The following is a 25,948-nucleotide window of genomic DNA, read 5'->3' as shown; positions in this document are numbered from 1 at the left end:
CTATGTTGCAAGTCAGTGTTTATCGCTACAACCCTGATCAGGACGCTGCGCCGTTCATGCAGGACTTCCAGGTCGATACCGGTGGTAAAGACCTGATGGTGCTGGACGTGCTGGCCCTGATCAAAGAGCAGGACGAAGGTTTTTCCTATCGTCGTTCTTGCCGCGAGGGCGTTTGCGGCTCCGACGGCATGAACATCAACGGCAAGAACGGCCTGGCCTGCATCACGCCGCTGTCGGCGGTGGTCAAGGGCAACAAGCTGGTGGTTCGTCCGTTGCCAGGTTTGCCGGTTATCCGTGACCTGGTCGTCGATATGAGCATCTTCTACAAGCAATACGAGAAGGTGAAGCCATTCCTGCAGAACGACACGCCGGCTCCGGCCATCGAGCGTCTGCAGTCTCCGGAAGAGCGTGAGAAGCTCGACGGTCTGTACGAGTGCATCCTGTGCGCTTGCTGCTCGACCTCGTGCCCATCCTTCTGGTGGAACCCGGACAAGTTCCTGGGCCCGGCCGCCCTGCTGCAAGCGTACCGCTTCCTGGCAGACAGCCGTGACACCAAGACGTCCGAGCGCCTGGCTTCGCTGGATGACCCGTTCAGCGTATTCCGCTGCCGCGGGATCATGAACTGCGTCAACGTCTGCCCGAAAGGCCTGAACCCGACTAAGGCCATCGGTCACATTCGTAACATGCTTCTGCAAAGCGGCGTGTGATTCAGCTGCTGTACCCGTAGGACCGTTGTACCCGTAAAGGCCAGGGCGCGGGCTTCAACCCGCGTCTTGGCTATAACCAGAACAGCCGCTCACAAAGCGGTGGTTCTTATTTTGAAGAAATGAGACAAGCAGGGGCATCCGGGCTGGTACCCGGACTATCAGCGTGATCCTAAGTGGCTTGTTTTAGTCGCTGCACTCGGACTTCTGCAAGTTTGCTCGGTGTTTTCGCCGGTGGTGTTCCCCTAATCGAGGGTGACCAAGCATGCAAGAAAGCGTGATGCAGCGCATGTGGAACAGTGCCCACCTCTCCGGTGGTAACGCTGCCTATGTGGAAGAGCTCTACGAGCTCTACCTGCACGACCCTAACGCTGTGCCAGAAGAATGGCGCACCTACTTTCAGAAGCTACCGGCCGACGGTAACTCTGCCACTGATGTTTCGCACTCGACGATTCGCGATCATTTCGTGTTGCTGGCAAAGAACCAGCGCCGCGCTCAACCGGTGTCTGCCGGCAGCGTGAGCTCCGAGCACGAGAAGAAGCAAGTTGAAGTATTGCGACTGATCCAGGCCTACCGGATGCGTGGCCACCAGGCAGCCCAGCTTGACCCGCTGGGGCTGTGGCAGCGTCCTGCACCTGCAGACCTGTCGATCACTCACTACGGCTTGACCAATGCCGACCTTGATACGACCTTCCGTGCCGGCGACCTGTTTATCGGCAAAGAGGAAGCGAGCCTACGCGAAATTCACGAGGCGTTGCAGCAGACATATTGCCGCACCATCGGCGCTGAATTTACGCACATCACCGATTCCGAGCAGCGCCAGTGGTTCCAGCAGCGTCTGGAAAGCGTTCGTGGCCGTCCGACGTACTCCGCCGACATCAAGAGCCACTTGCTCGAGCGCGTCACCGCCGGTGAAGGCCTGGAGAAATACCTGGGCACCAAGTACCCGGGTACCAAGCGTTTCGGCCTGGAAGGCGGCGAAAGCCTGATTCCGATGCTCGACGAACTGATCCAGCGTTCCGGTTCCTACGGCACCAAGGAAGTCGTCATCGGCATGGCCCACCGTGGCCGCCTGAACGTACTGGTCAACACCTTCGGCAAGAACCCGCGCGAGCTGTTCGACGAGTTCGAAGGCAAGAAGAAGGTCGAGCTGGGCTCCGGTGACGTGAAATACCACCAGGGCTTCTCGTCCAACGTGATGACCAGCGGTGGTGAAGTCCACCTGGCCATGGCGTTCAACCCGTCTCACCTGGAAATCGTTTCCCCGGTGGTCGAGGGTTCGGTCCGTGCCCGCCAGGATCGTCGCAACGATCCGACCGGCGAGAAGGTACTGCCGATTTCCATCCACGGTGACGCGGCATTCGCCGGTCAGGGCGTGGTCATGGAAACCTTCCAGATGTCGCAGACCCGCGGTTTCAAGACCGGCGGCACCGTGCACATCGTGATCAACAACCAGGTTGGCTTCACCATCAGCAACCCGCTGGACTCGCGCTCCACCGAGTACGCGACCGACGTCGCGAAAATGATCCAGGCGCCGATTCTCCATGTGAATGGCGATGACCCGGAAGCCGTGCTGTTCGTGACCCAGTTGGCCATCGACTACCGCATGCAGTACAAGCGCGACGTGGTGATCGACCTGGTCTGCTACCGTCGTCGCGGCCACAACGAGGCCGACGAGCCAAGCGGCACCCAGCCCCTGATGTACCAGCAGATCGCCAAGCAGCGCACCACCCGTGAGCTGTATGCCGAGCGCCTGACCCAGGGCGGTGTTCTGGATGCCGCCCGCGTCCAGGAAAAAGTCGATGAATATCGCAATGCCCTGGACAACGGCCTGCACGTGGTAAAAAGCCTGGTCAAGGAACCGAACAAAGAGTTGTTCGTGGACTGGCGTCCATACCTGGGCCACGCCTGGACCGCGCGTCACGACACCCGCTTCGACCTCAAGACCCTGCAGGAACTGTCCGCCAAGCTGCTGGAGATCCCGGAAGGCTTCGTGGTCCAGCGCCAGGTCGCGAAGATCTACGAAGACCGGCAGAAGATGCAAGCCGGCGGCCTGCCGATCAACTGGGGTTACGCCGAAACCATGGCGTACGCGACCCTGGCGTTCGAAGGTCACCCGGTCCGCATCACCGGCCAGGACGTAGGCCGCGGCACTTTCTCGCACCGCCACGCGGCGCTGCACAACCAGAAAGACGCCAGCACCTACATCCCGCTGCAACACCTGTACAAGGGCCAGCCACGTTTCGACCTGTACGATTCGCTGCTGTCCGAAGAAGCCGTCCTGGCGTTCGAATATGGCTACTCCACCACCGAGCCGAATGCGCTGGTGATCTGGGAAGCCCAGTTCGGCGACTTCGCCAACGGCGCCCAGGTGGTTGTCGACCAGTTCATCACCAGCGGCGAGCACAAGTGGGGCCGTCTCTGCGGTCTGACCATGCTGTTGCCACACGGTTATGAAGGGCAGGGGCCGGAGCACTCGTCGGCACGTCTGGAGCGCTATCTGCAGCTGTGCGCCGAGCACAACGTCCAGGTTTGCGTACCAACGACGCCGGCACAGATCTACCACCTGCTGCGTCGTCAGGTCATCCGTCCGCTGCGCAAGCCGCTGATCGTGCTGACACCGAAGTCGCTGCTGCGTCACAAGCTGGCGATCTCCACGCTCGAGGACCTGGCCGAAGGCTCGTTCCAGACCGTTATTTCGGAAATCGATACCCTGGACGCGGCGAAGGTGACTCGCCTGATCCTGTGCAGCGGCAAGGTCTACTACGACCTGCTGGAAAAACGTCGTGCCGAAGGCCGCGAAGACATCGCCATCGTGCGTATCGAGCAGCTCTACCCGTTCCCGGAAGAAGACCTGATGGAGGCCATCGCGCCTTATACCAACCTCACCCACGTGGTGTGGTGTCAGGAAGAACCGATGAACCAGGGCGCCTGGTACAGCAGCCAGCATCACCTGCGTCGCAGCATCGGTAACCATAACAAGGCCCTGGGCCTGGAATACGCCGGCCGTGATGCTTCCGCTGCACCTGCGTGTGGTTATGCGTCGATGCACGCCGAGCAGCAGGAAAAACTGCTGCAAGATGCTTTCACTGTTTAAGCCTTCGTGCTGACTGAAACCGAATTTTAAGGACCCACAGATAATGGCTATCGAAATCAAAGCCCCGTCATTCCCGGAATCGGTTGCCGATGGCACCGTTGCCACCTGGCACAAGAAACCGGGCGAAGCAGTCAAGCGTGACGACCTGATCGTCGACATCGAGACCGACAAAGTCGTTCTGGAAGTGTTGGCCGAAGCTGACGGCGTGCTCGGCGCAATCGTTGCCGAAGAGGGCGCTACCGTCCTGTCCAACCAGGTACTGGGCTCGATCGAAGAGGGCGGTGCTGCCGCCGCCGCTCCGGCCGCTGCTGCTCCTGCCGCTGCCCAGGCCGCAGCGCCTGCTGCCGATGGCGAAGACGATCCAGTCGCCGCGCCTGCCGCGCGCAAGATCGCCGAAGAGAACGGCATCAACATCGCTTCCGTTGCCGGCACCGGCAAGGGCGGTCGTGTGACCAAGGAAGACGTGGTGGCAGCCGTTGCCGCCAAGAAAGCCGCGCCAGCCGCCGCACCGGCCAAGCCAGCCGCACCTGCCGCCGCCGCTCCGGTGTTCGCTGCCGGTGATCGCGTTGAAAAACGCGTTCCGATGACCCGCCTGCGTGCCAAGGTTGCCGAGCGTCTGGTCGAAGCACAGTCGAACATGGCGATGCTGACCACCTTCAACGAAGTCGACATGACCGAAGTCATGGCCCTGCGTTCGAAGTACAAGGATCTGTTCGAGAAGTCCCACAACGGCGTACGCCTGGGCTTCATGTCGTTCTTCGTCAAGGCTGCCACCGAAGCGCTGAAACGCTTCCCGGCGGTCAACGCGTCGATCGACGGTTCCGACATCGTCTACCACGGTTATGCCGATATCGGCGTCGCGGTTTCCAGCGACCGTGGCCTGGTGGTTCCGGTCCTGCGCAACGCCGAACTGATGAGCCTGGCCGAAATCGAAGGCGGCATCGCCACCTTCGGCAAGAAGGCCCGTGACGGCAAGCTGTCCATCGAAGAGATGACCGGCGGTACGTTCACCATCACCAACGGTGGTACATTCGGTTCGATGATGTCGACCCCGATCGTCAACCCGCCACAGGCGGCTATCCTGGGCATGCACAACATCCTGCAGCGTCCGATGGCGATCAACGGTCAAGTCGTGATTCGTCCGATGATGTACCTGGCACTGTCCTACGATCACCGCCTGATCGACGGCAAAGAAGCCGTGACGTTCCTGGTCACCATCAAGAACCTGCTTGAAGATCCGGCTCGTCTGCTGCTGGATATCTGATTTTCGCCGCGAGGGCCGGTCTGTCGACCGGCCTCTTGCTGAAACAACCGGTTTCGTCCCTCGACGGTCATCACAAGTGATCGTCCGGTTTGATTCGAAAAGGAATGACTCATGACTCAGAAATTCGACGTGGTAGTGATTGGTGCGGGCCCTGGCGGCTACGTAGCGGCCATCAAGGCTGCGCAACTGGGCCTTACCACTGCCTGCATCGAGAAATACACCGATGGCGAGGGCAAGCTGGCCCTCGGCGGTACCTGCCTGAATGTCGGTTGCATTCCTTCCAAGGCGCTGCTGGACAGCTCCTGGAAATACAAGGAAGCGAAAGAAAGCTTCAACGTTCACGGTATCTCTACCGGTGAAGTGAAGATGGACGTCGCCGCGATGGTTGGCCGCAAGGCTGGCATCGTCAAGAACCTGACCAGCGGTGTTGCCACCCTGTTCAAGGCCAACGGTGTGACCTCGATCCAGGGCCACGGCAAGCTGCTGCTGGGCAAGAAAGTCGAAGTGACCAAGCCAGACGGCTCGGTTGAAGTGATCGAAGCCGAAAACGTCATCCTGGCGCCAGGCTCGCGTCCGATCGACATTCCGCCGGCTCCGGTCGACCAGAAGGTGATCGTCGATTCCACTGGCGCCCTGGAATTCCAGAGCGTACCAAAACGCCTGGGCGTGATCGGCGCCGGCGTGATCGGTCTCGAGCTGGGTTCGGTATGGTCGCGCCTGGGCGCGCAAGTGACCGTGCTCGAAGCCCTTGACACCTTCCTGATGGCTGCCGACACCGCAGTGTCCAAGGAAGCGCTGAAAACCCTGACCAAACAGGGCCTGGACATCAAGCTGGGCGCTCGCGTGACCGGTTCGAAGGTCAACGGCGAAGAAGTCGTGGTGACCTACACCGACGCCAACGGCGAACAGACCATCACTTTCGACAAGCTGATCGTTGCGGTCGGCCGTCGTCCGGTGACCACCGATCTGCTGGCGGCCGATAGCGGCGTGAACATTGATGAACGCGGTTTCATCGCGGTCGATGATCATTGCGCAACCGACGTACCGGGCGTCTTCGCCATCGGTGACGTGGTCCGCGGCATGATGCTGGCGCACAAGGCGTCCGAGGAAGGCATCATGGTCGTCGAGCGCATCAAGGGTCACAAGGCCCAGATGAACTATGACCTGATCCCATCGGTTATCTACACCCACCCGGAAATCGCATGGGTTGGCAAGACCGAGCAGGCCTTGAAAGCCGAAGGCGTTGAAGTTAACGTCGGCACCTTCCCGTTCGCCGCCAGTGGCCGTGCCATGGCAGCCAACGATACCGGTGGTTTCGTGAAAGTCATCGCCGATGCCAAGACGGATCGCGTATTGGGCGTTCACGTGATTGGCCCAAGCGCTGCCGAGCTGGTACAGCAAGGCGCGATCGGTATGGAATTCGGCACCAGCGCTGAAGACCTGGGCATGATGGTCTTCTCCCATCCGACCCTGTCCGAAGCCTTGCACGAAGCGGCCCTGGCCGTAAATGGCGGCGCCATCCACGTGGCCAACCGCAAGAAGCGTTAATAGACAATAAGAAACCACGGCGGTATGGCCCGTCGTGAGCCTTGCGAGCAAGACTCACCGCGGAATATCCGCTGGACGCAGCCTTGCGTAGCGGCACCGGTTGACCGGAACGCTACGCAAGCAGCAGTCACAGGTGGTGCGGCACCAAAAATGGTGCAGCACCGAATGCGCAGTACCTAACGAAGACGGTAATAAGCATGAATCTTCACGAGTATCAGGGTAAGCAGCTGTTCGCTGAATACGGCCTGCCAGTATCCACCGGCTACGCAGTAGACACCCCGGAAGCGGCAGCAGAAGCTTGCGACAAAATCGGCGGCAGCGAATGGGTTGTCAAAGCCCAGGTTCACGCCGGTGGTCGCGGTAAAGCGGGCGGCGTCAAGCTGGTTCGCAGCAAAGAAGACGCCAAAGCCTTCGCACAGCAGTGGCTGGGCAAGCGTCTGGTGACTTACCAGACTGACGCCAACGGTCAGCCAGTCACCAAGATCCTGGTTGAATCGTGCACTGATATCGCTAAAGAGCTGTACCTGGGCGCGGTCGTTGACCGTTCGAGCCGCCGTATCGTGTTCATGGCTTCCACCGAAGGTGGCGTGGACATCGAGAAAATCGCTCACGATACCCCTGAGAAAATCCTCAAGGCCACCATCGATCCACTGGTTGGCGCACAGCCATTCCAGGGCCGCGAGCTGGCATTCCAGCTGGGTCTGGAAGGCAAGCAGGTCACTCAATTCGCCAAGATCTTCGTAGGTCTGGCCAAGCTGTTCCAGGACCACGACCTGGCACTGCTGGAAGTGAACCCGCTGGTGATCAAGGCCGACGGCGACCTGCACTGCCTCGATGCCAAGATCAACATCGACGCCAACGCCATGTACCGTCAGCCTAAGCTGAAGACTTTCCACGATCCGTCCCAAGACGATCCGCGCGAAGCGCACGCTGCCAAGTTCGAACTGAACTACGTAGCCCTGGAAGGCAACATCGGCTGCATGGTCAACGGTGCTGGCCTGGCCATGGGTACCATGGACATCGTCAACCTGCATGGCGGCAAGCCAGCCAACTTCCTCGACGTGGGCGGCGGTGCTACCAAGGAACGCGTTACCGAAGCGTTCAAGATCATCCTGTCCGACACCAATGTCGCCGCAGTACTGGTCAACATCTTCGGCGGCATCGTTCGCTGCGACATGATTGCCGAAGGCATCATCGGCGCCGTGAAAGAAGTCGGCGTGAAAATCCCGGTTGTTGTTCGCCTCGAAGGCAACAACGCTGAGCTGGGCGCTAAAGTACTGGCAGAAAGCGGTTTGAACATCATCGCTGCTACCAGCCTGACCGACGCTGCTCAACAAGTCGTTAAAGCTGCGGAGGGCAAATAATGAGCGTCCTGATCAATAAAGACACCAAGGTTATCTGCCAGGGTATTACCGGTTCGCAAGGTAGTTTCCACACCCAGCAAGCCCTGGAATACGGCACCAAGATGGTTGGCGGCGTAACACCAGGCAAAGGCGGCACCGAGCACCTGGGCCTGCCCGTGTTCAACACCGTGAAAGACGCTGTAGCTGCCACTGGCGCCACCGCCAGCGTGATCTACGTTCCAGCTCCTTTCTGCAAGGACTCCATCCTTGAAGCAGCGTTCGGCGGCATCAAGCTGATCGTCTGCATCACCGAAGGCATCCCGACCATCGACATGCTGGAAGCCAAGGTCAAGTGCGACGAGCTGGGTATCACCCTGATCGGCCCTAACTGCCCAGGCGTGATCACCCCAGGCGAATGCAAGATCGGCATCATGCCAGGTCACATTCACTTGCCAGGCAAGGTCGGTATCGTTTCCCGTTCCGGCACCCTGACCTACGAAGCCGTGAAGCAGACCACTGACGCCGGTTTCGGTCAGTCGACTTGCGTCGGCATCGGCGGTGACCCGATCCCGGGCTCGAACTTCATCGACATCCTGAAGCTGTTCCAGGAAGACCCGAAGACCGAAGCGATCGTCATGATCGGTGAGATCGGCGGTTCGGCTGAAGAAGAAGCGGCTGCCTACATCAAGGCCAACGTGACCAAGCCGGTTGTGTCCTACATCGCAGGTGTGACTGCTCCTCCGGGCAAGCGCATGGGCCATGCTGGCGCAATCATCTCTGGCGGCAAAGGCACTGCAGACGAGAAATTCGCTGCGCTGCAAGACGCAGGCGTGAAAACCGTGCGTTCGCTGGCAGACATCGGCAAGGCCCTGGCCGAGCTGACTGGCTGGGAAATGAAGAAGTAAGCTTCGGCTGACCTTTTCGTTCCAGCAACAAAGGCCACCTTCGGGTGGCCTTTGTCGTTTCTGGGGCTATGGCGCCAGGGAGTGCCTCATCGCGAGCAAGCTCGCTCCCACAGTCGAGCGCATTTCATTGTGGGAGCGAGCTTGCTCGCGAAGACGGAATGACAATCGCCAACCATTTACATGCAAAAACGCGACACGGGGACGTCGTGCATCGGATAGTTCGCCCCTTTACAGTGCGTTTTATCGCCAAATTCGTTAGGCTAGCAGCCATTTTTGCGACCGCTGCCCACAAGGAAGCGCCGCGCTAAACGGGTCGGTCCCATACGGACCGGCAGCATTTCCCTCTACCCTCGGGGAAATCCCTCTCTAAATTCCGATTCAGTAGTGTGGTTTCCTTAATGAAAGTGTTGAAAGGCCAGGACATCCTGGCGCTTGGTTTCATGACATTTGCCCTGTTTGTCGGGGCCGGCAACATCATCTTCCCGCCTATCGTCGGTTTGCAGTCCGGGCCTCATGTCTGGATGGCGGCGCTGGGCTTTTTGATCACGGCGGTCGGGCTGCCGGTCATCACGGTCGTTGCACTGGCCAAGGTGGGCGGGGCAATGGACGCCTTGAGCAGCCCCATCGGCAAAGTCGCCGGTGGGTTGCTGGCGGCGGTGTGCTACCTTGCCGTTGGCCCGTTGTTCGCCACGCCGCGTACCGCCACCGTTTCGTTCGAAGTCGGCCTGGCGCCATTGACAGGCGAAAGCCCGCTGGCACTGTTCCTGTATAGCGCCGCGTATTTCCTGCTGGTGTTCTTCATCTCGCTCTACCCGGGTCGGCTGCTGGACACCGTCGGACGTTTCCTCGCTCCGCTGAAGATCATCGCCCTGGCCGTGCTCGGCATCGCCGCGTTTGCCTTGCCGGCCGGCGATATCGGCGTGGCGACCCCCGAATACGTGGCGGCGCCGTTCTCCCAGGGTTTTATCAATGGTTACCTGACCATGGATACCTTGGGCGCATTGGTGTTCGGCATCGTCATCGTCAACGCGATCCGTTCCCGGGGCGTCGAGTCGCCGGCCTTGATCACCCGCTACGCGATCATCGCCGGACTGATTGCCGGGGTGGGCCTGGCGCTGGTCTACGTCAGCCTGTTCCGCCTGGGGTCGGGCAGCCATGAAGTGGCGATGGGTGCGACCAACGGTGCCGCCGTGCTGCACGCCTATGTGCAACACACCTTCGGCAGCCTGGGCAGTGGTTTCCTCGCGGTGCTGATTTCCCTGGCGTGCCTGGTGACCGCGGTCGGCCTGACCTGTGCCTGTGCCGAGTACTTCAGCCGCGTCCTGCCGCTGTCCTACAAGACCCTGGTCGTGATTCTGGCGGCCTTTTCGCTGCTGGTGTCCAACCTGGGACTGACCAAGCTGATCGCGTTCTCGATTCCGGTCCTGACCGCGATCTACCCGCCGTGCATCGCCCTGGTGGCCCTGAGTTTCTGCAAGGACTTCTGGCATGAGCAGGGGCGCATTGTCGGCCCGGTGATGCTGGTGTCGTTCCTGTTTGGCCTGATCGATGCACTCAAGGGCGCCGGCCTGGCGGACTGGATGCCGACGCAACTGGCTCACTTGCCGCTGAGCGAACAAGGCCTGGCCTGGCTGGTGCCTTCGGTGATGACCTTGGTGGTCGCGGTGGCGTGTGATCGCCTGCTGGGCAAGCGTAGCGAAGCACTGGCTTAAACAGCTTCAGGCAGATTCACCGGCCACAACCGAAATGCCCCGTATCAATCGATATGGGGCATTTTTTTTGAGTGCGGTGTCTTTTTCCGTGGGCTAACGTCGAAGCAGTGTCTTGAAAGGCTTGCAAACAACCTTGTGGGAGGGAGCTTGCTCGCGATAGCGCCAGATCAGCCAACATCGATGTGTCTGATGGACCGCAATCGCGAGCAAGCTCGCTCCCACAGGGTTAACCGCGACTATTGCTCCAGCTTTTGTTTCAGTCACACAGGAAATCGAATGTCATTCATCCAAGCCAACCTGATCCATCTGCTTGCCGCCGCCTGGTTCATCATCTGCTGGGCGGGCTACACCCGTTACGCCACCTGGAAGGCCCGCGATACAGCCTGCCTGGCCAGCGTCATGCACCTGTACCGCGAAGACTGGATGCGCCGCATGCTGCTGCGCGAGAACCGCATCGCCGATGCCAGCGTGATCGGCAACCTGGAGCGCAACGCCTCATTCTTCGCCTCCAGCACGCTGATCATCCTGGCTGGCATCCTGACGGTGCTCGGGGCGTCGGATCGGGCGGTGTCGTTGCTGGCGGACATCCCCATGGTGCAACAGGCTTCCCAGGGCATGGCGGAGGTCAAGTTGCTGTGCCTGGCACTGGTGTTCGTGTATGCGTTCTTCACCTTCAGTTGGTGCATGCGCCAGTACAACTTCGCGGCGGTGCTGATTGGCTCGGCGCCGATGATCGGTGAGCGGCATGTCTCGGAGCAGGAGCGCAAGGCCTTTGCGCTAAGGGCGGCGCGAGTCATTTCCATGGCGGCCAACCAATTCAACTTCGGCCTGCGTTCCTATTATTTCGGCATGACCATGTTGGCGTGGTTCGTCAGCCCTTGGTTATTCATGTTGATGAGTGCCGGTGTGGTGTTCGTGCTGTATCAGCGCGAGTTTCACTCCGATGTGCTGGACGTGATGGTCTATACCCCCACGCAAGCACCAGTGCCCGAGGTTGGCAAGGAAGCGGCCTGACAGGCGCCGCCAAATCGCAGGCAAAAGAAAACCCGCACCAGGCGGGTTTTCTTTTATAGCTAAAACCGTATCAGTTGGTTTTAGGCGCGGTGGCAGGGGCTTGTTCCTGCTGGGCGGCGCTGTTCGATTCAGACTGAGCTTTGGCGGCTTCGGCGTTTTCTTTCGCCGCGTCGTTCACTTTATCCTGTGCTTTGTTCATGTCTTGCTGAGCTTGCTCAGCGTGTTGTGCGGCATCTTGAGCTTTGTCCTCGGATTTTTTATCGCAGGCAGCGAGACCGAGGGAGGCGGCCAACATCAAGGCAATAGCAAAAGTCTTACGCATGGGGTGTTTCTCCTTATGGAAATAACTACTGGCCTTTTGAGCGACCCCCCTCAGGTTAAGTTCCTCTTTTGCTACAGATATATAACTTTGCACGGTCGCGGAACTTTAGCGAACACGCCTGTTGCCAGGCTTCCAAACAAACAAGGGCATTGATGGACATGGCTGAAGATCCCATTTTTGAGCGTGCCACGCGCTTTTTATCCGCCCTGCGGCATTGCCAGGTGTTGGGTTTGAAGTTGCACAGCGCCAGTCGTGATGGGCTGACGCTCATCCTGCCGTTCAGCCCGCAAATCGTCGGCAATCCCCTGACGGGCATCATCCATGGTGGCGCGTTGACCTCATTGATGGACAGCGCGTGCGGCATGTCGACCTTGTGTGTGCTGCCGCAATTCGAAGTCTGTCCCACCCTCGACCTGCGCATCGACTACATGCACGCCGCCGAGCCCCACAAGGACGTCTACGGCTTCGCTCAATGCTATCGGGTGACCCCGGACGTGATCTTTACCCGGGGTTTCGCCTATCAGGACGACCCCGAGCAACCCATCGCCCATGTGGTGGGCACGTTCATGCGCCTGGGCCAGCATGCCAGGGGCATGGGGAAGGCCAGCCCGATGACTGCCGTGGGCCAGCCATGACCGATACCACCGAGGAACAACTGCGCCGCGCCTGTGAGCAGGGCGACTACGCGCTGCTGCTCGCCTCGATCCCCTATGCCCGACTCATTGGCGTCGAATGCACGCGCCAGGGCGACGACTGGGTGTTTCGTCTGCCGGCCAACAAAGACAACATTGGTAACCCTTTACTGCCGGCCATCCACGGCGGGGTCATCGCCGGCTTCATGGAATTGGCGGCCGCCGTGCATCTGTTGATGGCCACCGGCACGCCGGGGGTGCCAAAAATCATCGACTTTTCCCTGGATTACCTGCGCACCGGGCAGTTTCGCGACACCTATGCCAAATGCCAGGTCTGGCGCCAGGGCCGGCGGGTCGCCAATGTCGCGATCACCGCCTGGCAAGATGTCGAGGCCGAACCCATCGCCACCGCCCGGGCGCATTTCAAGATCCAGGAGCCTACAAAACCGAAACGCCCTTGAAATCATCAGCGTTGCCCCCACCTTGAGGACATCCCGCCGCCAATCTCAGCGAGGCGGACACCACCATCCACTTGGAGTTTGATGACCATGAGCGTGGAAACTCAAAAGGAAACCCTGGGCTTCCAGACCGAGGTGAAGCAACTGCTGCACCTGATGATTCACTCGCTGTATTCGAATAAGGAAATTTTCCTTCGCGAGCTGATTTCGAACGCCTCTGACGCTGTCGACAAATTACGTTTCGAAGCCCTTTCCAAGCCTGAACTGCTGGAAGGCGGCGCCGAGCTGAAAATCCGTGTGAGCTTCGACAAGGACGCGAAAACCGTCACCCTCGAAGACAACGGCATCGGCATGAGCCGCGAAGAGGTGATCACGCACTTGGGCACCATCGCCAAGTCTGGCACTGCCGACTTCATGAAGAACCTGTCCGGCGACCAGAAGAAAGATTCCCACCTGATCGGTCAGTTCGGCGTCGGCTTCTATTCCGCGTTCATCGTGGCCGACCAGGTCGAAGTGTTCAGCCGCCGTGCCGGCCTCGCTGCGAGCGAAGGCGTGCACTGGTCGTCCAAGGGCGAGGGCGAATTCGAAGTCGCCACCGTCGACAAGGCTGATCGCGGCACCCGCATCGTGCTGCACCTCAAGTCCGGCGAAGACGAGTTCGCCGATGGCTGGCGCCTGCGCAACATCATCAAGAAGTACTCCGACCATATCGCGCTGCCCATCGAGCTGCCGAAGGAAGTCACCGCTGCCGAAGGCGAAGAAAAGCCTGAAGTGGAATGGGAAACCGTCAACCGCGCCAGTGCCCTGTGGACCCGTCCGCGCACCGAAGTGAAAGACGAGGAATACCAGGAGTTCTACAAGCACATCGCCCACGACTACGAGAACCCGCTGAGCTGGAGCCATAACAAGGTCGAAGGCAAGCTGGAATACAACTCGCTGCTGTACGTGCCGGCCCGTGCGCCGTTCGACCTGTACCAGCGCGAAGCGCCACGTGGCCTGAAGCTCTACGTGCAGCGTGTGTTCGTGATGGACCAGGCCGAGTCGTTCCTGCCGCTGTACCTGCGCTTCATCAAGGGCGTGGTGGATTCCAACGATTTGTCGTTGAACGTTTCGCGGGAAATCCTGCAGAAAGATCCGATCATCGACTCCATGAAGTCGGCACTGACCAAGCGCGTGCTGGACATGCTGGAAAAACTGGCGAAGAACGAGCCCGAGCAGTACAAGAGCTTCTGGAAAAACTTCGGCCAGGTCATGAAAGAAGGCCCGGCCGAGGACTTCGCCAACAAAGAGAAAATCGCCGGCCTGCTGCGCTTTGCGTCGACCCAGGGTGACGATGGCGAGCAGATCGTTGGCCTGGCCGATTACCTGGCTCGCGCCAAGGAAGGCCAGGACAAGATCTACTACCTGACCGGTGAAACGTATGCACAGGTCAAGAACAGCCCGCACCTGGAGGTCTTCCGCAAGAAAGGCATCGAAGTGCTGCTGCTGACCGACCGCATCGACGAGTGGCTGATGAGCTACCTCAACGAGTTCGACGGCAAGAGCTTCGTCGATGTGGCCCGTGGCGACCTGGACCTCGGCAACCTGGATTCGGAAGAAGACAAGAAAGCCGCCGAAGAAGTCGCCAAGAGTAAGGAAGGCCTGGTCGAGCGGATCAAGACGGCCCTGGGCGATGCTGTCAGCGAAGTGCGTGTTTCGCACCGCCTGACCGATTCTCCGGCGATCCTGGCCATCGGTGAGCAGGACCTGGGCCTGCAGATGCGCCAGATCCTCGAAGCCAGTGGCCAGAAAGTCCCGGACTCCAAGCCGATCTTCGAATTCAACCCGGCCCACCCGCTGGTGGAAAAACTCGACAACGAGCAGAGCGAAGAGCGTTTCGGCGATCTGTCGCACATCCTGTTCGACCAGGCGGCCCTGGCGGCCGGCGACAGCCTGAAGGATCCGGCGGCGTATGTGCGTCGCCTGAACAAGCTGTTGGTCGAACTGTCAGCTTAATCTGACGCAGGAAAGTCCCTTGTGGGAGCGAGCTTGCTCGCGATTTCGGTCCAACATTCAACAGATACGTTGACTGGTCTACCGTCATCGCGAGCAAGCTCGCTCCCACAAGGGCTTCTTGAATGTTTCATCAGGAGGAGTCTGTCATGAGTCAGGTTACGGTTCGTTCGCTGGTCTATCAGATCGATGGTCAAAGTTATGAAGGTCGCCTGGCCTTCGACGTCAACCAGCAGGGCCCGCGCCCGGGTTTGCTGATGGCGCCGAACTGGATGGGCGTAGGGGCAGGTGCCGAGGAGATCGCCAAGTCGGTGGCGGCCAACGGTTATGTGGTGTTGATCGCCGACTTGTACGGGCAGACGGTACGCCCGAGCAATGCCGATGAAGCGGGGGCGGCGATGATGCCCCTCAAGAACGACCGGGCCTTGTTGCGCAAGCGCATGCAGGCCGCGTTCGAACAACTGCAGAGTCAGGGTGATGCACAGGTCGATACGGCGAGACTGGCCACGTTCGGCTTCTGCTTCGGGGGTTGCTGCTCTCTGGAATTGGCTCGCAGTGGCGCCCCACTGAAGGCGGCGATCTCCTTCCACGGCACCCTGGATACACCGAACCCGGCCGATGCGCAGAACATCAAGGGCGCGGTGTTGGTGCTGCATGGCGCCTCCGACCCGCTGGTGCCGAAAGAGCAGCTACCTGCCTTCGAAGATGAAATGAACGCGGCTGGGGTGGATTGGCAATTGCTGAGCTACGGCGGTGCGGTGCACTCGTTCACCGACCCGCAGGCCAATATGCCGGGCAAGATGATGTACAACGCCAAGGTCGCCGGACGCGCGTTCCGGTCGATGCATAACTTGCTGGATGAAGTGTTCAAGGGCTGAGGTTGGGTTCTGGATTTGAATCCCTTGTTGTCTGACATAAAGCCATCGCGAGCAAGCTCGCTCCCACAATGATCCGCTGTGAACGCATATTTTGTGATCACTCAAATCCAATTGTGGGAGCGAGCTTGCTCGCGATGGCGGCCTGACAAGCAATCCTGAAATCAGGGCAACTCGATCCGCTCGCTTTCTCCAGGCACGGTCGGCCAGTCTCCGGCTGCCCAGCGCCGGCGGGCTTCGTCGATCCGGGCCGGGTCGCTGGCGACGAAATTCCAGTTCATCCGTCGCGGTCCATCCAGCGGTGCGCCGCCGAACAGCACGGCATGGCAGTCGCTCTCTGCAAACAGCGTCATTTCTTCCCCGCTTGGCAGTATCACCAACGAGTGGGGGTCCACCGGCTCACCGTCCAGCAACGCCTCGCCGCTCAACACATACAGGGCCCGCTCTTCATGCTCGGTGGGAATCAGCAACGTCGTCGCGGTCTGCAGGTGCAGTTCGGCATACAGCGTGGGCGAGAGCACCGGCACCGGCGACTCCAGGCAAAAGCCTGACCCGGCGATCATGCGGATGCTGACCCCCAGGTTCTCACTGACCGGCAGGCTCTGTGCCGGATGATGGCTGTAGTGCCCCGGGCCTTGTTCGTAGGCTTTGGGCGAGGCCAGCCAGACTTGCAACCCGTGCATGACGAAAGGGCTGCCCAGCAGTGACTCGGGGGTGCGTTCGACGTGGGCGATGGCGCTGCCGGCGGTCATCCAACTGACATCCCCCGCGTCCACCACCTGGTCGGAACCCAGGCTGTCCTTGTGCTGGAGTTTGCCTTCGAACAGGTAAGTGAGGGTGGACAGGCCGATATGCGGGTGCTGGCGGATGTTCATGCCTTTGCCGGCCGGGTAGGTGGTTTGCAGCATGTGATCGAAAAACACGAAAGGTCCGACGCTGCGGCATTTGGCGGACGGCAGCGGGCGAAGAATCGGCTGGCCTTCGACGTCTTCGGCACGGGGGCGAACGGTCAGGGGAGTGGTCATGTTGTCTTCCAGGTTGAACAACGGTTGCGCGAAGCATAGCCCGCCGCCGGCAGACACGGCAGAGGCGCCTTGAACCCCAGCGGGACGGTGAGGGTCTATGTTGCTCATGGCTTCTGGAGACTGCCCGTGCCTTTGACCCGTTTGATCTTTGCCTGGCTGCTGGTTATTTCGAGTAGCAGCGCCGCGGCCCGCGAATATGCCTACAGCGATGCACACCTGCATTACGTCGATTTCTTTCAGGAAACCGCCGGCATGTCCAAGCTGCTCCAGGCGATGGCGGACAATCGCATCGAGCATGTGATGATTTCCGGTGTTCCGGTGGCCAAGAAATGGCATGAAGACGAGCCCAAGCGCCCGCGGTATTACGCCGGTGATGATGCCGACGCCTATTGGTACAGCGCCACCGATGTGATTGTCGCGGCGGCAGTGAGTAAGCTGACCGAGGAGCAACGTCGGCACTTCCATCCTTTCCTGTCGGGCTTCAATCCCAACGACAAGAACTCCGCCGCCCACATCCAGCGCATGCTCGATCTCTACCCGGGGTTGTGGCAAGGCATCGGCGAAGTCTTCACCCGCCATGACGACCTGACGGCGCTGACCTCGGGCGATACCCCGCGGGCCAATAACGAAGCCATGACCCGGATCTATCACCTGGCGGCCGAGAATGACCTACCGGTGATGCTGCATTCCAACATCACGTCCAAGCGTGAAAGAAATCCCCTGTACCTGGCGGAAATCGAGGAGCCGTTGCGCAACCACCCCCATACGCGCTTCATCTGGGCCCATGCCGGCACCAGCATGGAAATCCATCGCCACCAGACCCAACTGGATTTTCTGTTGCCGACCCTGACCCGCATGCTCGAGGCCTATCCCAATCTGTACATCGACCTGTCCTGGAGCCTGCTCACGCCGTACTTGCTGGATGAGGCGGGCAAGCCCCGGGATGAGTGGGTAAAGCTGGTGGAGCGCTTTCCTGAGCGCTTCATGGTCGGCTCGGATGTGGTCGGGCGTTTCAACAAGTTGGGCAAGGAGTTGCACAGTTTCGATCCATTCCTTGATGCCTTGCCGGAAGAGGTGGCCAGGAAGGTCGCGCGGGATAATTTCCTGGCGGTGTTGCCGCGTTCCGTCCCGCGATAGGAAAGCACCTTGTGGCGAGGGGATTTATCCCCGCTGGACTGCGCAGCAGGCCCAAAACTTCGATGGTGATCGGTCTGACACACTGAGATATCAGGTTTGGGCCCGCTTCGCGAGGCCAACGGGGATAAATCCCCTCGCCACAGAGGATTCTCGGTGTATGGCCAATGCTGGTTTGTCATCAGCCTGTCACTGCGGCGTCATACCCTCGCGCTCATCTCAATCAAGGAGCGCACTATGCACCTCACCCGTTCAAGCGCACTGGTCGCGCTGTTGTTGACCTGCGGCCTGGCACAGGCCGAAGTCCGTGTCGAAGGCCCGGTGGAATACGGCGTCTTCGAAGGGCCGCAAGCCGAGCTGCAATCGGGGGAGCGGGTCCTGCGGCGCAGCAACGAGCAGATCCGCCAGACCGAAAGCGTGCCGGCGAAGCTGGGCACCAAGTTCGGCATGCGTTATCAGTTGGCGGGCAAGGTCGCAGACGACCAGCCGTTGACCCTGTTGTACTTCACTCCCGGTATCCGCACCCCCGATGGTGTGCGCCACGACAAGTTCGAGGTCATCCAGAAACTGGTGCCCGGCGCGCCTCAGGATGTCATGGCCTACGAATTCACCGAAAGCCACGAAGTGGTACCGGGGGAGTGGCGGTTCATGGTGTTCCAGGGCGATCGGTTGCTGACGCAGCAGCGGTTTGTGGTGCGCTGAGTTTCATCCCACTGTAGATCTCATGTGGGAGCGGGCTTGCCCGCGAATGCGCAGTGTCAGGCGGTATATTCGTCTGCTGACACACCGCATTCGCGAGCAAGCCCGCTCCCACGGAACCCTGTAGTGGATTGGCAGGCAAAAAAAACGCCCCGAACCAGTCGGGGCGTTTTTTATTGATTTGCTAGGCGCCGGAAAAGCCTGCGATCTTTTCGCTTAAAAGTTCGCAGCCTGCGGCAGCCCCTACGCGCCCTGCCAGCGCTTCATCACCAAGGTGGCGTTGGTGCCACCGAAGCCGAAGCTGTTGCTCATCACGGTATTGATGGTGGCGTTTTCGCGAGTCTTGGTCAGGATAGGCAGGTCGGCCACTTCCGGGTCCAGTTCGTCGATGTTGGCCGAACCGGCCATGAAGTTGCCTTCCATCATCAGCATGCAGTAGATCGCTTCGTGAACGCCGGCGGCGCCCAGGGAGTGACCCGACAGGCTCTTGGTGGAGCTGATGGCCGGGGCCTTGTCGCCGAACACTTCGCGTACACCTTTCATTTCCGCGACGTCGCCGACCGGGGTCGAGGTGCCGTGGGTGTTCAGGTAGTCGATCGGTGCATCGACAGTGGACATGGCCATCTGCATGCAACGCACGGCACCTTCACCGCTTGGTGCGACCATGTCGTAGCCGTCGGAAGTCGCGCCGTAGCCGACGATTTCCGCGTAGATTTTCGCGCCACGGGCCAGGGCGTGTTCCAGCTCCTCGACCACGACCATGCCACCACCGCCGGCGATGACGAAACCGTCACGGTCGGCGTCGTAGGCACGGGACGCTTTTTCCGGCGTGTCGTTGCGCTTGCTGGACAAGGCGCCCATGGCGTCGAACAGGAACGACTGGCTCCAATGTTCTTCTTCACCGCCACCGGCGAACACGATGTCCTGCTTGCCCATCTGGATCTGTTCCATGGCGGTACCGATGCAATGGGCACTGGTGGCGCAGGCAGAAGCGATGGAGTAGTTCAGGCCCTTGATCTTGAACGGCGTGGCCAGGCAGGCGGAAACGGTGCTGCTCATGGTCCGCGTGACGCGGTAGGGGCCAACGCGCTTGACGCCTTTTTCGCGCAGGATGTCCAGCGCTTCCATCTGGTTCAAGGTGGAGGCGCCACCGGAGCCGGCAATCAGGCCGGTGCGCGGGTTGGAAACCTGCTCTTCGGTCAGGCCGGAGTCAGCGATGGCGTCCTTCATGGCCAGGTAGGCGTAGGCCGCTGCATGGCCGACGAAACGGTAGATCTTGCGATCGATCAGTTCTTCGAGATTGAGGTCAATGGAGCCGGAAACCTGGCTACGCAGACCCATTTCAGCATATTCCGGGTTGAACCGGATGCCAGGGCGACTTGCACGCAGGTTAGCGGAGACGGTCTCTTTGTCATTGCCCAGGCACGAAACGATGCCCAGACCAGTGATAACGACGCGGCGCATGCGGATAACCCTTAGAAGTTGTCAGTGGAGGTGAAAACGCCGACCCGGAGGCCTTCGGCGGTGTAGATCTCGCGACCGTCCACGGCAACCGAACCATCGGCAATGGCCATGTTCAGCTTGCCCTTGAGGACGCGTTTGATATGAATGTTATAGGTGATTTTCTTGGCGGTCGGCAGGACCTGACCAAAGAACTTCACTTCGCCCGAACCCAGGGCGCGACCGCGACCCGGCAGGCCTTGCCAGCCGAGGAAGAAACCGACCAGTTGCCACATGGCGTCCAGGCCCAGGCAGCCCGGCATCACCGGATCGCCTTCGAAGTGGCAGGCGAAGAACCACAGGTCCGGAGTGATATCCAGCTCGGCGACCAATTCACCTTTGCCGTACTTGCCACCCTCTTCGCTGATATGGGTGATGCGATCCACCATCAGCATGTTCGGGGCGGGCAGTTGCGCGTTACCTGGGCCGAACAGCTCACCGCGACTGCAGCGCAGCAGGTCTTCCCGGGTAAAGGCGTTTTGTTTGGTCATGCGAGCTCCTCAATAGTCCCATGCGGCAGGGTGGGGCAAATCTTCCCGGCCGATCGAAGCGTTCATGCCTCGAATCGACAGCCTACTCATAGACTATTGCGTTGTAGTGAAAGTCACAGCACACGGGAAATGAATGTACACCTGTGCACTGAAATTTTTATTCAAGCCCCAATCGAGGCTTGTTCGGGTGCCTAAGACTGCCGCACTTTCGCCTTTCACGCCAGTCACAGATGGTCCGGTGAGCGGTTCTAGTTCACCCAGCGCTGCAGAATCTGCTGCAGGTCGTTCCTTTTGAACGGCTTGGCCAAGTAATCGTTCATGCCCGCCGCGAGGCAGGCTTCGCGATCGCCCTGCAAGGCGTTGGCCGTCAGGGCGATAATCGGCACCTCGTCGCAGCCAGGCAACTGACGGATCTGCCGGGTGGCTTCGTAGCCATCGATGATGGGCAGGCGGCAATCCATGAGGATCGCTTCGAAAATCAGGCTTTCGGCGCTGCGTACGGCCTGGGCGCCATCGGTGGCGACGCTGACGGTGAAACCCAGGCTGCGCAGCATGGCTTCGATCACCGTCTGGTTGACCGGATTGTCTTCCACCAGCAACACGTTGCGGCCTTCGCCATCGCCGCTACCGGCGGGCAGGCGCGGTGCCAGGGGCGGTTGCGTCTGGCGCGACAGGGCCAGCGGGATCTCCAGGGTGAACACCGAGCCCTGGCCTTCTTCGCTCTGGGCCCGCAGCGTCCCGCCCATGCGTTCGGCCAGGGTGCGGGCGATCGGCAGGCCCAGGCCAGTGCCGCCGTAGCGCCGGGAAATCGAATTGTCGGCCTGCTGGAAGGCGTCGAACATGCGCTCCAGGCTTTCGGCGGGAATACCAATGCCACTGTCGCGCACCGTGCAGGTGAACCACAGCAGTTCGTGGTCCAGGGCCTGCCACTGGCATTGCACGGTGACACGGCCTTGCTCGGTGAATTTCAGCGCGTTGCCGATCAGGTTCACCAGGATCTGCCGTATCCGCGTCGGATCGCCCTGCACCTGCAAGGCCTGCATGTCGTCCGGGACCAGCAGGTCCAGGCCCAGCTTGCGCTGCGCGGCGCTGTGCTGGAACGACTGCGCGCAACTGCCCACCAGTTCGGCCAGGTTGAACGGGATGTGCTCCAGCTCCAAGGCCGAGCGTTCTATGCGCGAGAAGTCGAGGATGTCGTTGATCACCTTCAGCAGGTGCTCGGTGGATTCCGATGCCAGCGCCGTGTACTCGTGCTGTTCGTCGGTCATGCGGGTGGTTTCCAACAGCTGCAACATGCCCAGTACGCCGTTCATGGGCGTGCGCAGTTCATGGCTCATCATCGCCAGGAACTCGGACTTGGCGCTGTTGGCTTTTTCCGCTTCCTCACGGGTCTTGATCAACTGCGCCATGGCTTGGTGCTGTTCGCGGCTGGCTTGTTCCAGGCCGTCGGCCAGGTTGTTGATATGCCGTGATAGGGCCCCCAGTTCGGCATCATCGACCACGGGCAGCGGGGTGCTGTAGTCGCCTTGCTGGATGGCCTTGACCGCGTTGCCGATGTCGCGGATCGGTCGCGACAGGTTGGTCGCCAGCCGGCGCGCCACCAAGAAGGTGAACAGCAGGGCGAACAGCGCCAGGATCGCCGCCTTGAGCAGGATCTCCTGCTGCCGCTGGCTGAAGGCGTCACTGGACATGCCGACGATCACGCGGCCCAGGTAATCTTCGCCGGGCGCCTCGACGGCGGTGCTGTTGCCTTGCAGGAAATCATTGTTCAGGGCAATGCGCTGCAGGCGCACCGGGGCCTGGAAGACTTCGATCTGTTGGGCACGGCTGTGGACTTGCTCGGGTTGTTCGACGTACACCAAGACCTTGTCGGTGCTGTCCTGGACCTCCAGGAAGCGCACGTGCGGGGTCGCCAGGGTCGCGGTGAGCAGGCTTTCCAGCACTTCGTTGTTGCCGGAAATCACCCCGTACTCCGTGGCGGGGGCCAGTTGGTTGGCGATCAGTTGCCCGGTGTGGTTGAGCTCCTGGCGCAAGTCCTGGATGCGCACGAAGGTAAAGAAGCTGATCAGCAGCACGGTCAGCAGCAACGCCGGACCGAGGGCGATGAGCTGGGTGCGGGTATTGATGTCCCAACGACGACGCAAGGTCATGGGCGGTGTTCTCCTTCGGCCAACGTTGCCGCGACGGATTCGGCGTCAATCGGTTCGATCCCCAGCGAGCGGGAGACCTGCCGGTTGCCCAGGACTTTGAAACGGTCCGGATACAGCGTGCGCGGCCAGGTCGTGGCGGGGCGGTCGAGCAGGTCGTCGAGAATCGCCAGCCAGTCTTGCTGGTCGCTGTAGGTGCTGGCCAGGCTGCCGGCCTTGACGAATGCCGCGCTGGGCCCGATCAGCGCACGTTGCCGGGCATAGCTGCTGAGCAACAGGTTCTTCACGGTCTTGGGGTTGTACAAGTCGGGGTCATCGAGGCCCAGCAGCACGTCGCTCTGGCCCAGCAGGTTTTGCAGGGGACGGCTGTCGCTGGTGTCGTCCCAGCGTTCGCTGACAATCACCAGGCCCAGCGGTGCCGCGGCCTGGCGGAGGTCCTTGAGCAGGAATTCACTGTGGGCGTCGTACAGCACGCCGACCTGTCGCACTTGCGGCAGGATGGTGCGGATCAGCCGCAATTGCCGCGCCATCGGTGGATCGCTCCACAACAGGCTCAGATGCGCGGGCGTGGCCTCGCCCAGGCGATCGCGGGCTTGCTGGCGGCTGATGCGCAGGACCAGGGTGGCCGGGCCCCGGGCGTCTTGCAGACGCCACTCCAGGCTGGGCAGGTCGAGCAGAACCAGGCGGATACTATCCGGCAACTTGTCCGGCGCCGGCAGGTTGGCCAGCGGCGTGAACCGCACGCTGTCTTCGGGGCGCAGGGCTTTCAGGGCCTGGGTGAAAGACTGCACGCCGGGGCTGTCCTCGGCACCGGTCAAGAGGATTTCGGCGGCCCGGGCCTGGAGGGTCGTCAGCCACCCGGCAAACACCAGGCACAGGGCCAGCGTCAGGCGGCCATGAAATGGCATCTTGCGGGGGGCGTTCCCGGACATCTAGAACGACAACTCCGCACTGAAGTACACGACATGGCGAGCGTCGTAGCGGTTGTCGACGAAGGTCATGGGCTGGTTGTCCAGGCGCTGTTGCAGGACGCCCGCCAGTTCCAGGCTGGCCTTGCCCAGGGGAATGCGCCGGGCGATGCGGGTGTCCACCCGTTCGAAGCGATAGCCGTTGAGATCGTCGGCGGCGTAATAGAACAGCGCGCTGTTCCAGCCGTGGCCCCAGTCCCTTAGCCACCCCGCCGAGCCGCTGTTGCGGGCGGTCAGTTGTTCGTCGAGGGGGCTGCTGGCCTGGGCGTCGACATAGGCATAGGTCAGGCGCAGGCGGTCGGCGCTGGTCATGCGCCAGTCGAACTGGGTCTCGACCCCGGAGAACTGTGATTCGTTGGCGTTGCTGGCAATGTACTGATTGTTGCGCAGCGGCTCGCTGATCATGCCGGTGATTTCGTCATGGAACAGTTTCACATCGACCGCCAGGCCCAGGTCCACGAAGTAACCGTTGTAGCCCAGTTCCCGGGAGCGCATGTGTTCCTGTTCCAGGTTGCCCGGGCCGCGGGTCTGGACGAAGTAACGGGCACTGTTCTGGCCGAAGGCGGCGGGTTGCAGGTTGGTGACCTGGTAGCTCCAGTTGACGTTGTTCTCGAACATGTCCGGCGAGCGCACGGCTTCGGAGTACACCGCCCGCAGGCCGTGGCGTGGCGTGATCAGGTAATTGACGGCGATCCGCGGAGTCAGCGAGCTGCCGGTCAGGCGGGTGTCTTCGAACATCGCGCCGCCCTGCAACAGCCAATGCTCGGTGGCCCGCCATTCGAGCTGGCCGAACAGGCGCCAGGTGGTGTCGTCCAGGGTGCCGTTGAAGTACGTCTCCGAGTCGGCCCGGTCGTAGCGATAGTTGGCCCCGGTGACCAGTCGCAGGCTGTCGGACAGGCTCAGGGTGTCCTGGATCTCCAGGTCGTAGCGCGATTCCCGGGCGCTCTGGTCGATATCGCCGCACAGGGTTCGCGAGGCGCCGTTGCGCCACTGGTCGAGCACCTGATTGGCCAGCGCCTGTTCCTGTGGCGTGCCGGGTGGCGCGCCGGTGCTGGTGTAGCTGGAGATATTGCGCGCCAGCTTCTCGGCATAGTTGGGGTTGAGTTGCCACAGATCGGTCAGTTGCGGGCTGAAGGACACCTCGGCGTCACAGGCGCGCCAGGTCTGCTGGCGATCCCAGTGCTGGATCGAGCCCTGTACATAAAGGCTGTGATCGGGGTCCAGGTCCAGGTTCCAGCGCAGTGAGCCGGCGTAGTCCTTGGCGATGACGTCGGAGTTATCCCCAGCGGCGGTAATCCCGGCAAACACGGGATGGTAGGTATAAGGCCGCTGGTTGGTCCCATCCTTTGCGTTCAATTGCCAGTCGATGCTCTGCCGTTCGTCCAGGGTCTGGCTGACGGACAGGTTGACTCGGTTCAGGCGGCGGCTGTCGCGGTAGTCGGCGCCGTTGCGGTCGCTGTCAAAGCCATCGTCTTCCTGGCCGGACAGCGACAGCCGCAGGTCGCCGCCGTCCCAGCCGCTGCCCTGGCTGGCGTACCAGTCACTGATGCCACGCTGGCCCCGGGTGATCTTCAGCCGGGTGCCGTGGCTGTCGGCCGGGGCGCGGGTGATGATGTTGACCACCGCCATCAGCGCATTGGCGCCATAACTGACGGTGTTGGGGCCGCGGAAGACTTCGATCCGCTCGATGTCTTCCATGGCCACTGGAATATCGCTCCAGTCCACCGTGGCCAGGCCGGCGCGGTACACCGAGCGGCCGTCGATCAGCACTTGCATGCGGCGGGCTTCGCTGGCGTTGGTGCCATGGTAGTTCACGGCCGCCTGGTTGCCTGTGATGTTGCCGACCATCATGCCCGGCACCAGGCGCAGCAGTTCGCTGATGTCCCGGGCGCCGCTGGCCTTGATCAGCTCGCTGTCGAGCACGGTCATGCTGCCCGGCACCGCCGCCGGCGATTGCTTCAGGCGCGTGGCCGTCAGTACCTGGGGCAGGGGCTGGCTGTCCACGAACAAGTCGTCGGCCAGCACTGGCGGGCTGATGATCAGTGCCAATAGCAGGGACGAACCTGAGCGGGAAGGGCCAACGGACACGGTACAGCCTATGGGAATGGGTGGGTGACG

21 protein-coding genes are annotated in these 25,948 nt (G+C 61.0%); 14 read left to right on the top strand and 7 right to left on the bottom strand.

The features are described 5' to 3' along the window. Positions 1–2: 2 nt before the first annotated feature. From BLP82_RS18055 to BLP82_RS18020, 8 genes are all read left to right on the top strand, one after another. Positions 3–707: a succinate dehydrogenase iron-sulfur subunit gene (locus tag BLP82_RS18055; RefSeq protein ID WP_053123967.1), complete on the top strand. Its 705-nt coding sequence runs from the start codon at positions 3–5 to the stop codon at positions 705–707. A 262-nt stretch (positions 708–969) separates the two neighbouring features. Further along, positions 970–3,801 (top strand): 2-oxoglutarate dehydrogenase E1 component, encoded by a 2,832-nt coding sequence (locus tag BLP82_RS18050; RefSeq protein ID WP_092170919.1) that lies wholly within the window; start codon positions 970–972, stop codon positions 3,799–3,801. Between the two features lie 43 nt (positions 3,802–3,844). Next, entirely contained in the window at positions 3,845–5,065 is a 1,221-nt protein-coding gene (gene odhB, locus BLP82_RS18045; protein ID WP_060741159.1) for a 2-oxoglutarate dehydrogenase complex dihydrolipoyllysine-residue succinyltransferase, read from the top strand. Between the two features lie 111 nt (positions 5,066–5,176). After that, on the top strand, positions 5,177–6,613 hold the full coding sequence (gene lpdA / locus BLP82_RS18040) for a dihydrolipoyl dehydrogenase (RefSeq protein WP_092170916.1): 1,437 nt from the start codon (positions 5,177–5,179) through the stop codon (positions 6,611–6,613). 197 nt (positions 6,614–6,810) lie between these two features. Next, entirely contained in the window at positions 6,811–7,977 is a 1,167-nt protein-coding gene (gene sucC, locus BLP82_RS18035) for an ADP-forming succinate--CoA ligase subunit beta (protein ID WP_003179235.1), read from the top strand. Continuing rightward, entirely contained in the window at positions 7,977–8,861 is an 885-nt protein-coding gene (gene sucD, locus BLP82_RS18030) for a succinate--CoA ligase subunit alpha (protein WP_014339581.1), read from the top strand. The genes sucC and sucD overlap by 1 nt, the downstream gene beginning before the upstream one ends. Before the next feature lie 398 nt (positions 8,862–9,259). Continuing rightward, positions 9,260–10,573, top strand: a complete 1,314-nt coding sequence (brnQ, locus tag BLP82_RS18025) for a branched-chain amino acid transport system II carrier protein (protein ID WP_092170911.1) — start codon at positions 9,260–9,262, stop codon at positions 10,571–10,573. Between the two features lie 276 nt (positions 10,574–10,849). Continuing rightward, on the top strand, positions 10,850–11,587 hold the full coding sequence (locus BLP82_RS18020) for a DUF599 domain-containing protein (protein WP_092170908.1): 738 nt from the start codon (positions 10,850–10,852) through the stop codon (positions 11,585–11,587). Between the two features lie 70 nt (positions 11,588–11,657). Here the strand turns inward: BLP82_RS18020 and BLP82_RS18015 are convergent, their stop codons facing one another. Continuing rightward, positions 11,658–11,909: a hypothetical protein gene (locus tag BLP82_RS18015; RefSeq protein WP_060741163.1), complete on the bottom strand. Its 252-nt coding sequence runs from the start codon at positions 11,907–11,909 to the stop codon at positions 11,658–11,660. A 158-nt stretch (positions 11,910–12,067) separates the two neighbouring features. On the opposite strand from BLP82_RS18015, the gene BLP82_RS18010 reads away from it, so the two are divergent. The 4 genes from BLP82_RS18010 to BLP82_RS17995 all read left to right on the top strand — a co-directional run bounded on the left by BLP82_RS18010 (position 12,068) and on the right by BLP82_RS17995 (position 15,869). After that, positions 12,068–12,544: a PaaI family thioesterase gene (locus tag BLP82_RS18010; RefSeq protein ID WP_092171195.1), complete on the top strand. Its 477-nt coding sequence runs from the start codon at positions 12,068–12,070 to the stop codon at positions 12,542–12,544. Further along, positions 12,541–13,002: a PaaI family thioesterase gene (locus tag BLP82_RS18005; RefSeq protein ID WP_092170903.1), complete on the top strand. Its 462-nt coding sequence runs from the start codon at positions 12,541–12,543 to the stop codon at positions 13,000–13,002. The genes BLP82_RS18010 and BLP82_RS18005 overlap by 4 nt, the downstream gene beginning before the upstream one ends. 87 nt (positions 13,003–13,089) lie before the next feature. Beyond that, positions 13,090–14,994: a molecular chaperone HtpG gene (gene htpG / locus BLP82_RS18000; protein ID WP_060743152.1), complete on the top strand. Its 1,905-nt coding sequence runs from the start codon at positions 13,090–13,092 to the stop codon at positions 14,992–14,994. Positions 14,995–15,140: 146 nt separating this feature from the next. Next, the gene (locus BLP82_RS17995; protein ID WP_092170900.1) at positions 15,141–15,869 is read left to right on the top strand and encodes a dienelactone hydrolase family protein; all 729 of its coding nucleotides are present in this window, start codon (positions 15,141–15,143) and stop codon (positions 15,867–15,869) included. 161 nt (positions 15,870–16,030) lie between these two features. Here the strand turns inward: BLP82_RS17995 and BLP82_RS17990 are convergent, their stop codons facing one another. Then, entirely contained in the window at positions 16,031–16,891 is an 861-nt protein-coding gene (locus tag BLP82_RS17990; RefSeq protein ID WP_092171190.1) for a pirin family protein, read from the bottom strand. Between the two features lie 120 nt (positions 16,892–17,011). On the opposite strand from BLP82_RS17990, the gene BLP82_RS17985 reads away from it, so the two are divergent. Continuing rightward, entirely contained in the window at positions 17,012–18,028 is a 1,017-nt protein-coding gene (locus tag BLP82_RS17985; protein WP_170842338.1) for an amidohydrolase family protein, read from the top strand. 234 nt (positions 18,029–18,262) lie between these two features. Next, on the top strand, positions 18,263–18,727 hold the full coding sequence (locus tag BLP82_RS17980) for a DUF3859 domain-containing protein (protein ID WP_018610122.1): 465 nt from the start codon (positions 18,263–18,265) through the stop codon (positions 18,725–18,727). 240 nt (positions 18,728–18,967) lie between these two features. On the opposite strand, the gene fabB is transcribed toward BLP82_RS17980, so the two are convergent. The 5 genes from fabB to BLP82_RS17955 form a co-directional block, all read right to left on the bottom strand. Further along, on the bottom strand, positions 18,968–20,188 hold the full coding sequence (fabB, locus tag BLP82_RS17975; protein ID WP_092170892.1) for a beta-ketoacyl-ACP synthase I: 1,221 nt from the start codon (positions 20,186–20,188) through the stop codon (positions 18,968–18,970). A gap of 11 nt (positions 20,189–20,199) precedes the next feature. Next, complete coding sequence (gene fabA / locus BLP82_RS17970; protein WP_003204400.1) at positions 20,200–20,715, bottom strand: 3-hydroxyacyl-[acyl-carrier-protein] dehydratase FabA; 516 nt, start codon at positions 20,713–20,715, stop codon at positions 20,200–20,202. Positions 20,716–20,963: 248 nt separating this feature from the next. Then, positions 20,964–22,865 (bottom strand): ATP-binding protein, encoded by a 1,902-nt coding sequence (locus BLP82_RS17965; RefSeq protein ID WP_092170889.1) that lies wholly within the window; start codon positions 22,863–22,865, stop codon positions 20,964–20,966. Then, the gene (locus BLP82_RS17960; protein ID WP_092170885.1) at positions 22,862–23,794 is read right to left on the bottom strand and encodes an ABC transporter substrate-binding protein; all 933 of its coding nucleotides are present in this window, start codon (positions 23,792–23,794) and stop codon (positions 22,862–22,864) included. The genes BLP82_RS17965 and BLP82_RS17960 overlap by 4 nt, the downstream gene beginning before the upstream one ends. Beyond that, a complete protein-coding gene (locus tag BLP82_RS17955; protein WP_092170881.1) occupies positions 23,795–25,918 on the bottom strand; it encodes a TonB-dependent receptor plug domain-containing protein in 2,124 nt (707 codons plus the stop codon). Between the last annotated feature and the right edge of the window lie 30 nt (positions 25,919–25,948).

The organism is Pseudomonas sp. NFACC37-1 (genome assembly GCF_900101575.1).
GTDB classification, from domain to species: Bacteria; Pseudomonadota; Gammaproteobacteria; order Pseudomonadales; family Pseudomonadaceae; genus Aquipseudomonas; species Aquipseudomonas fluorescens_AA.
The sequence above is the reverse complement of the archived record's forward strand: the minus strand, read 5'-3'. Positions and strand labels throughout refer to the sequence as shown.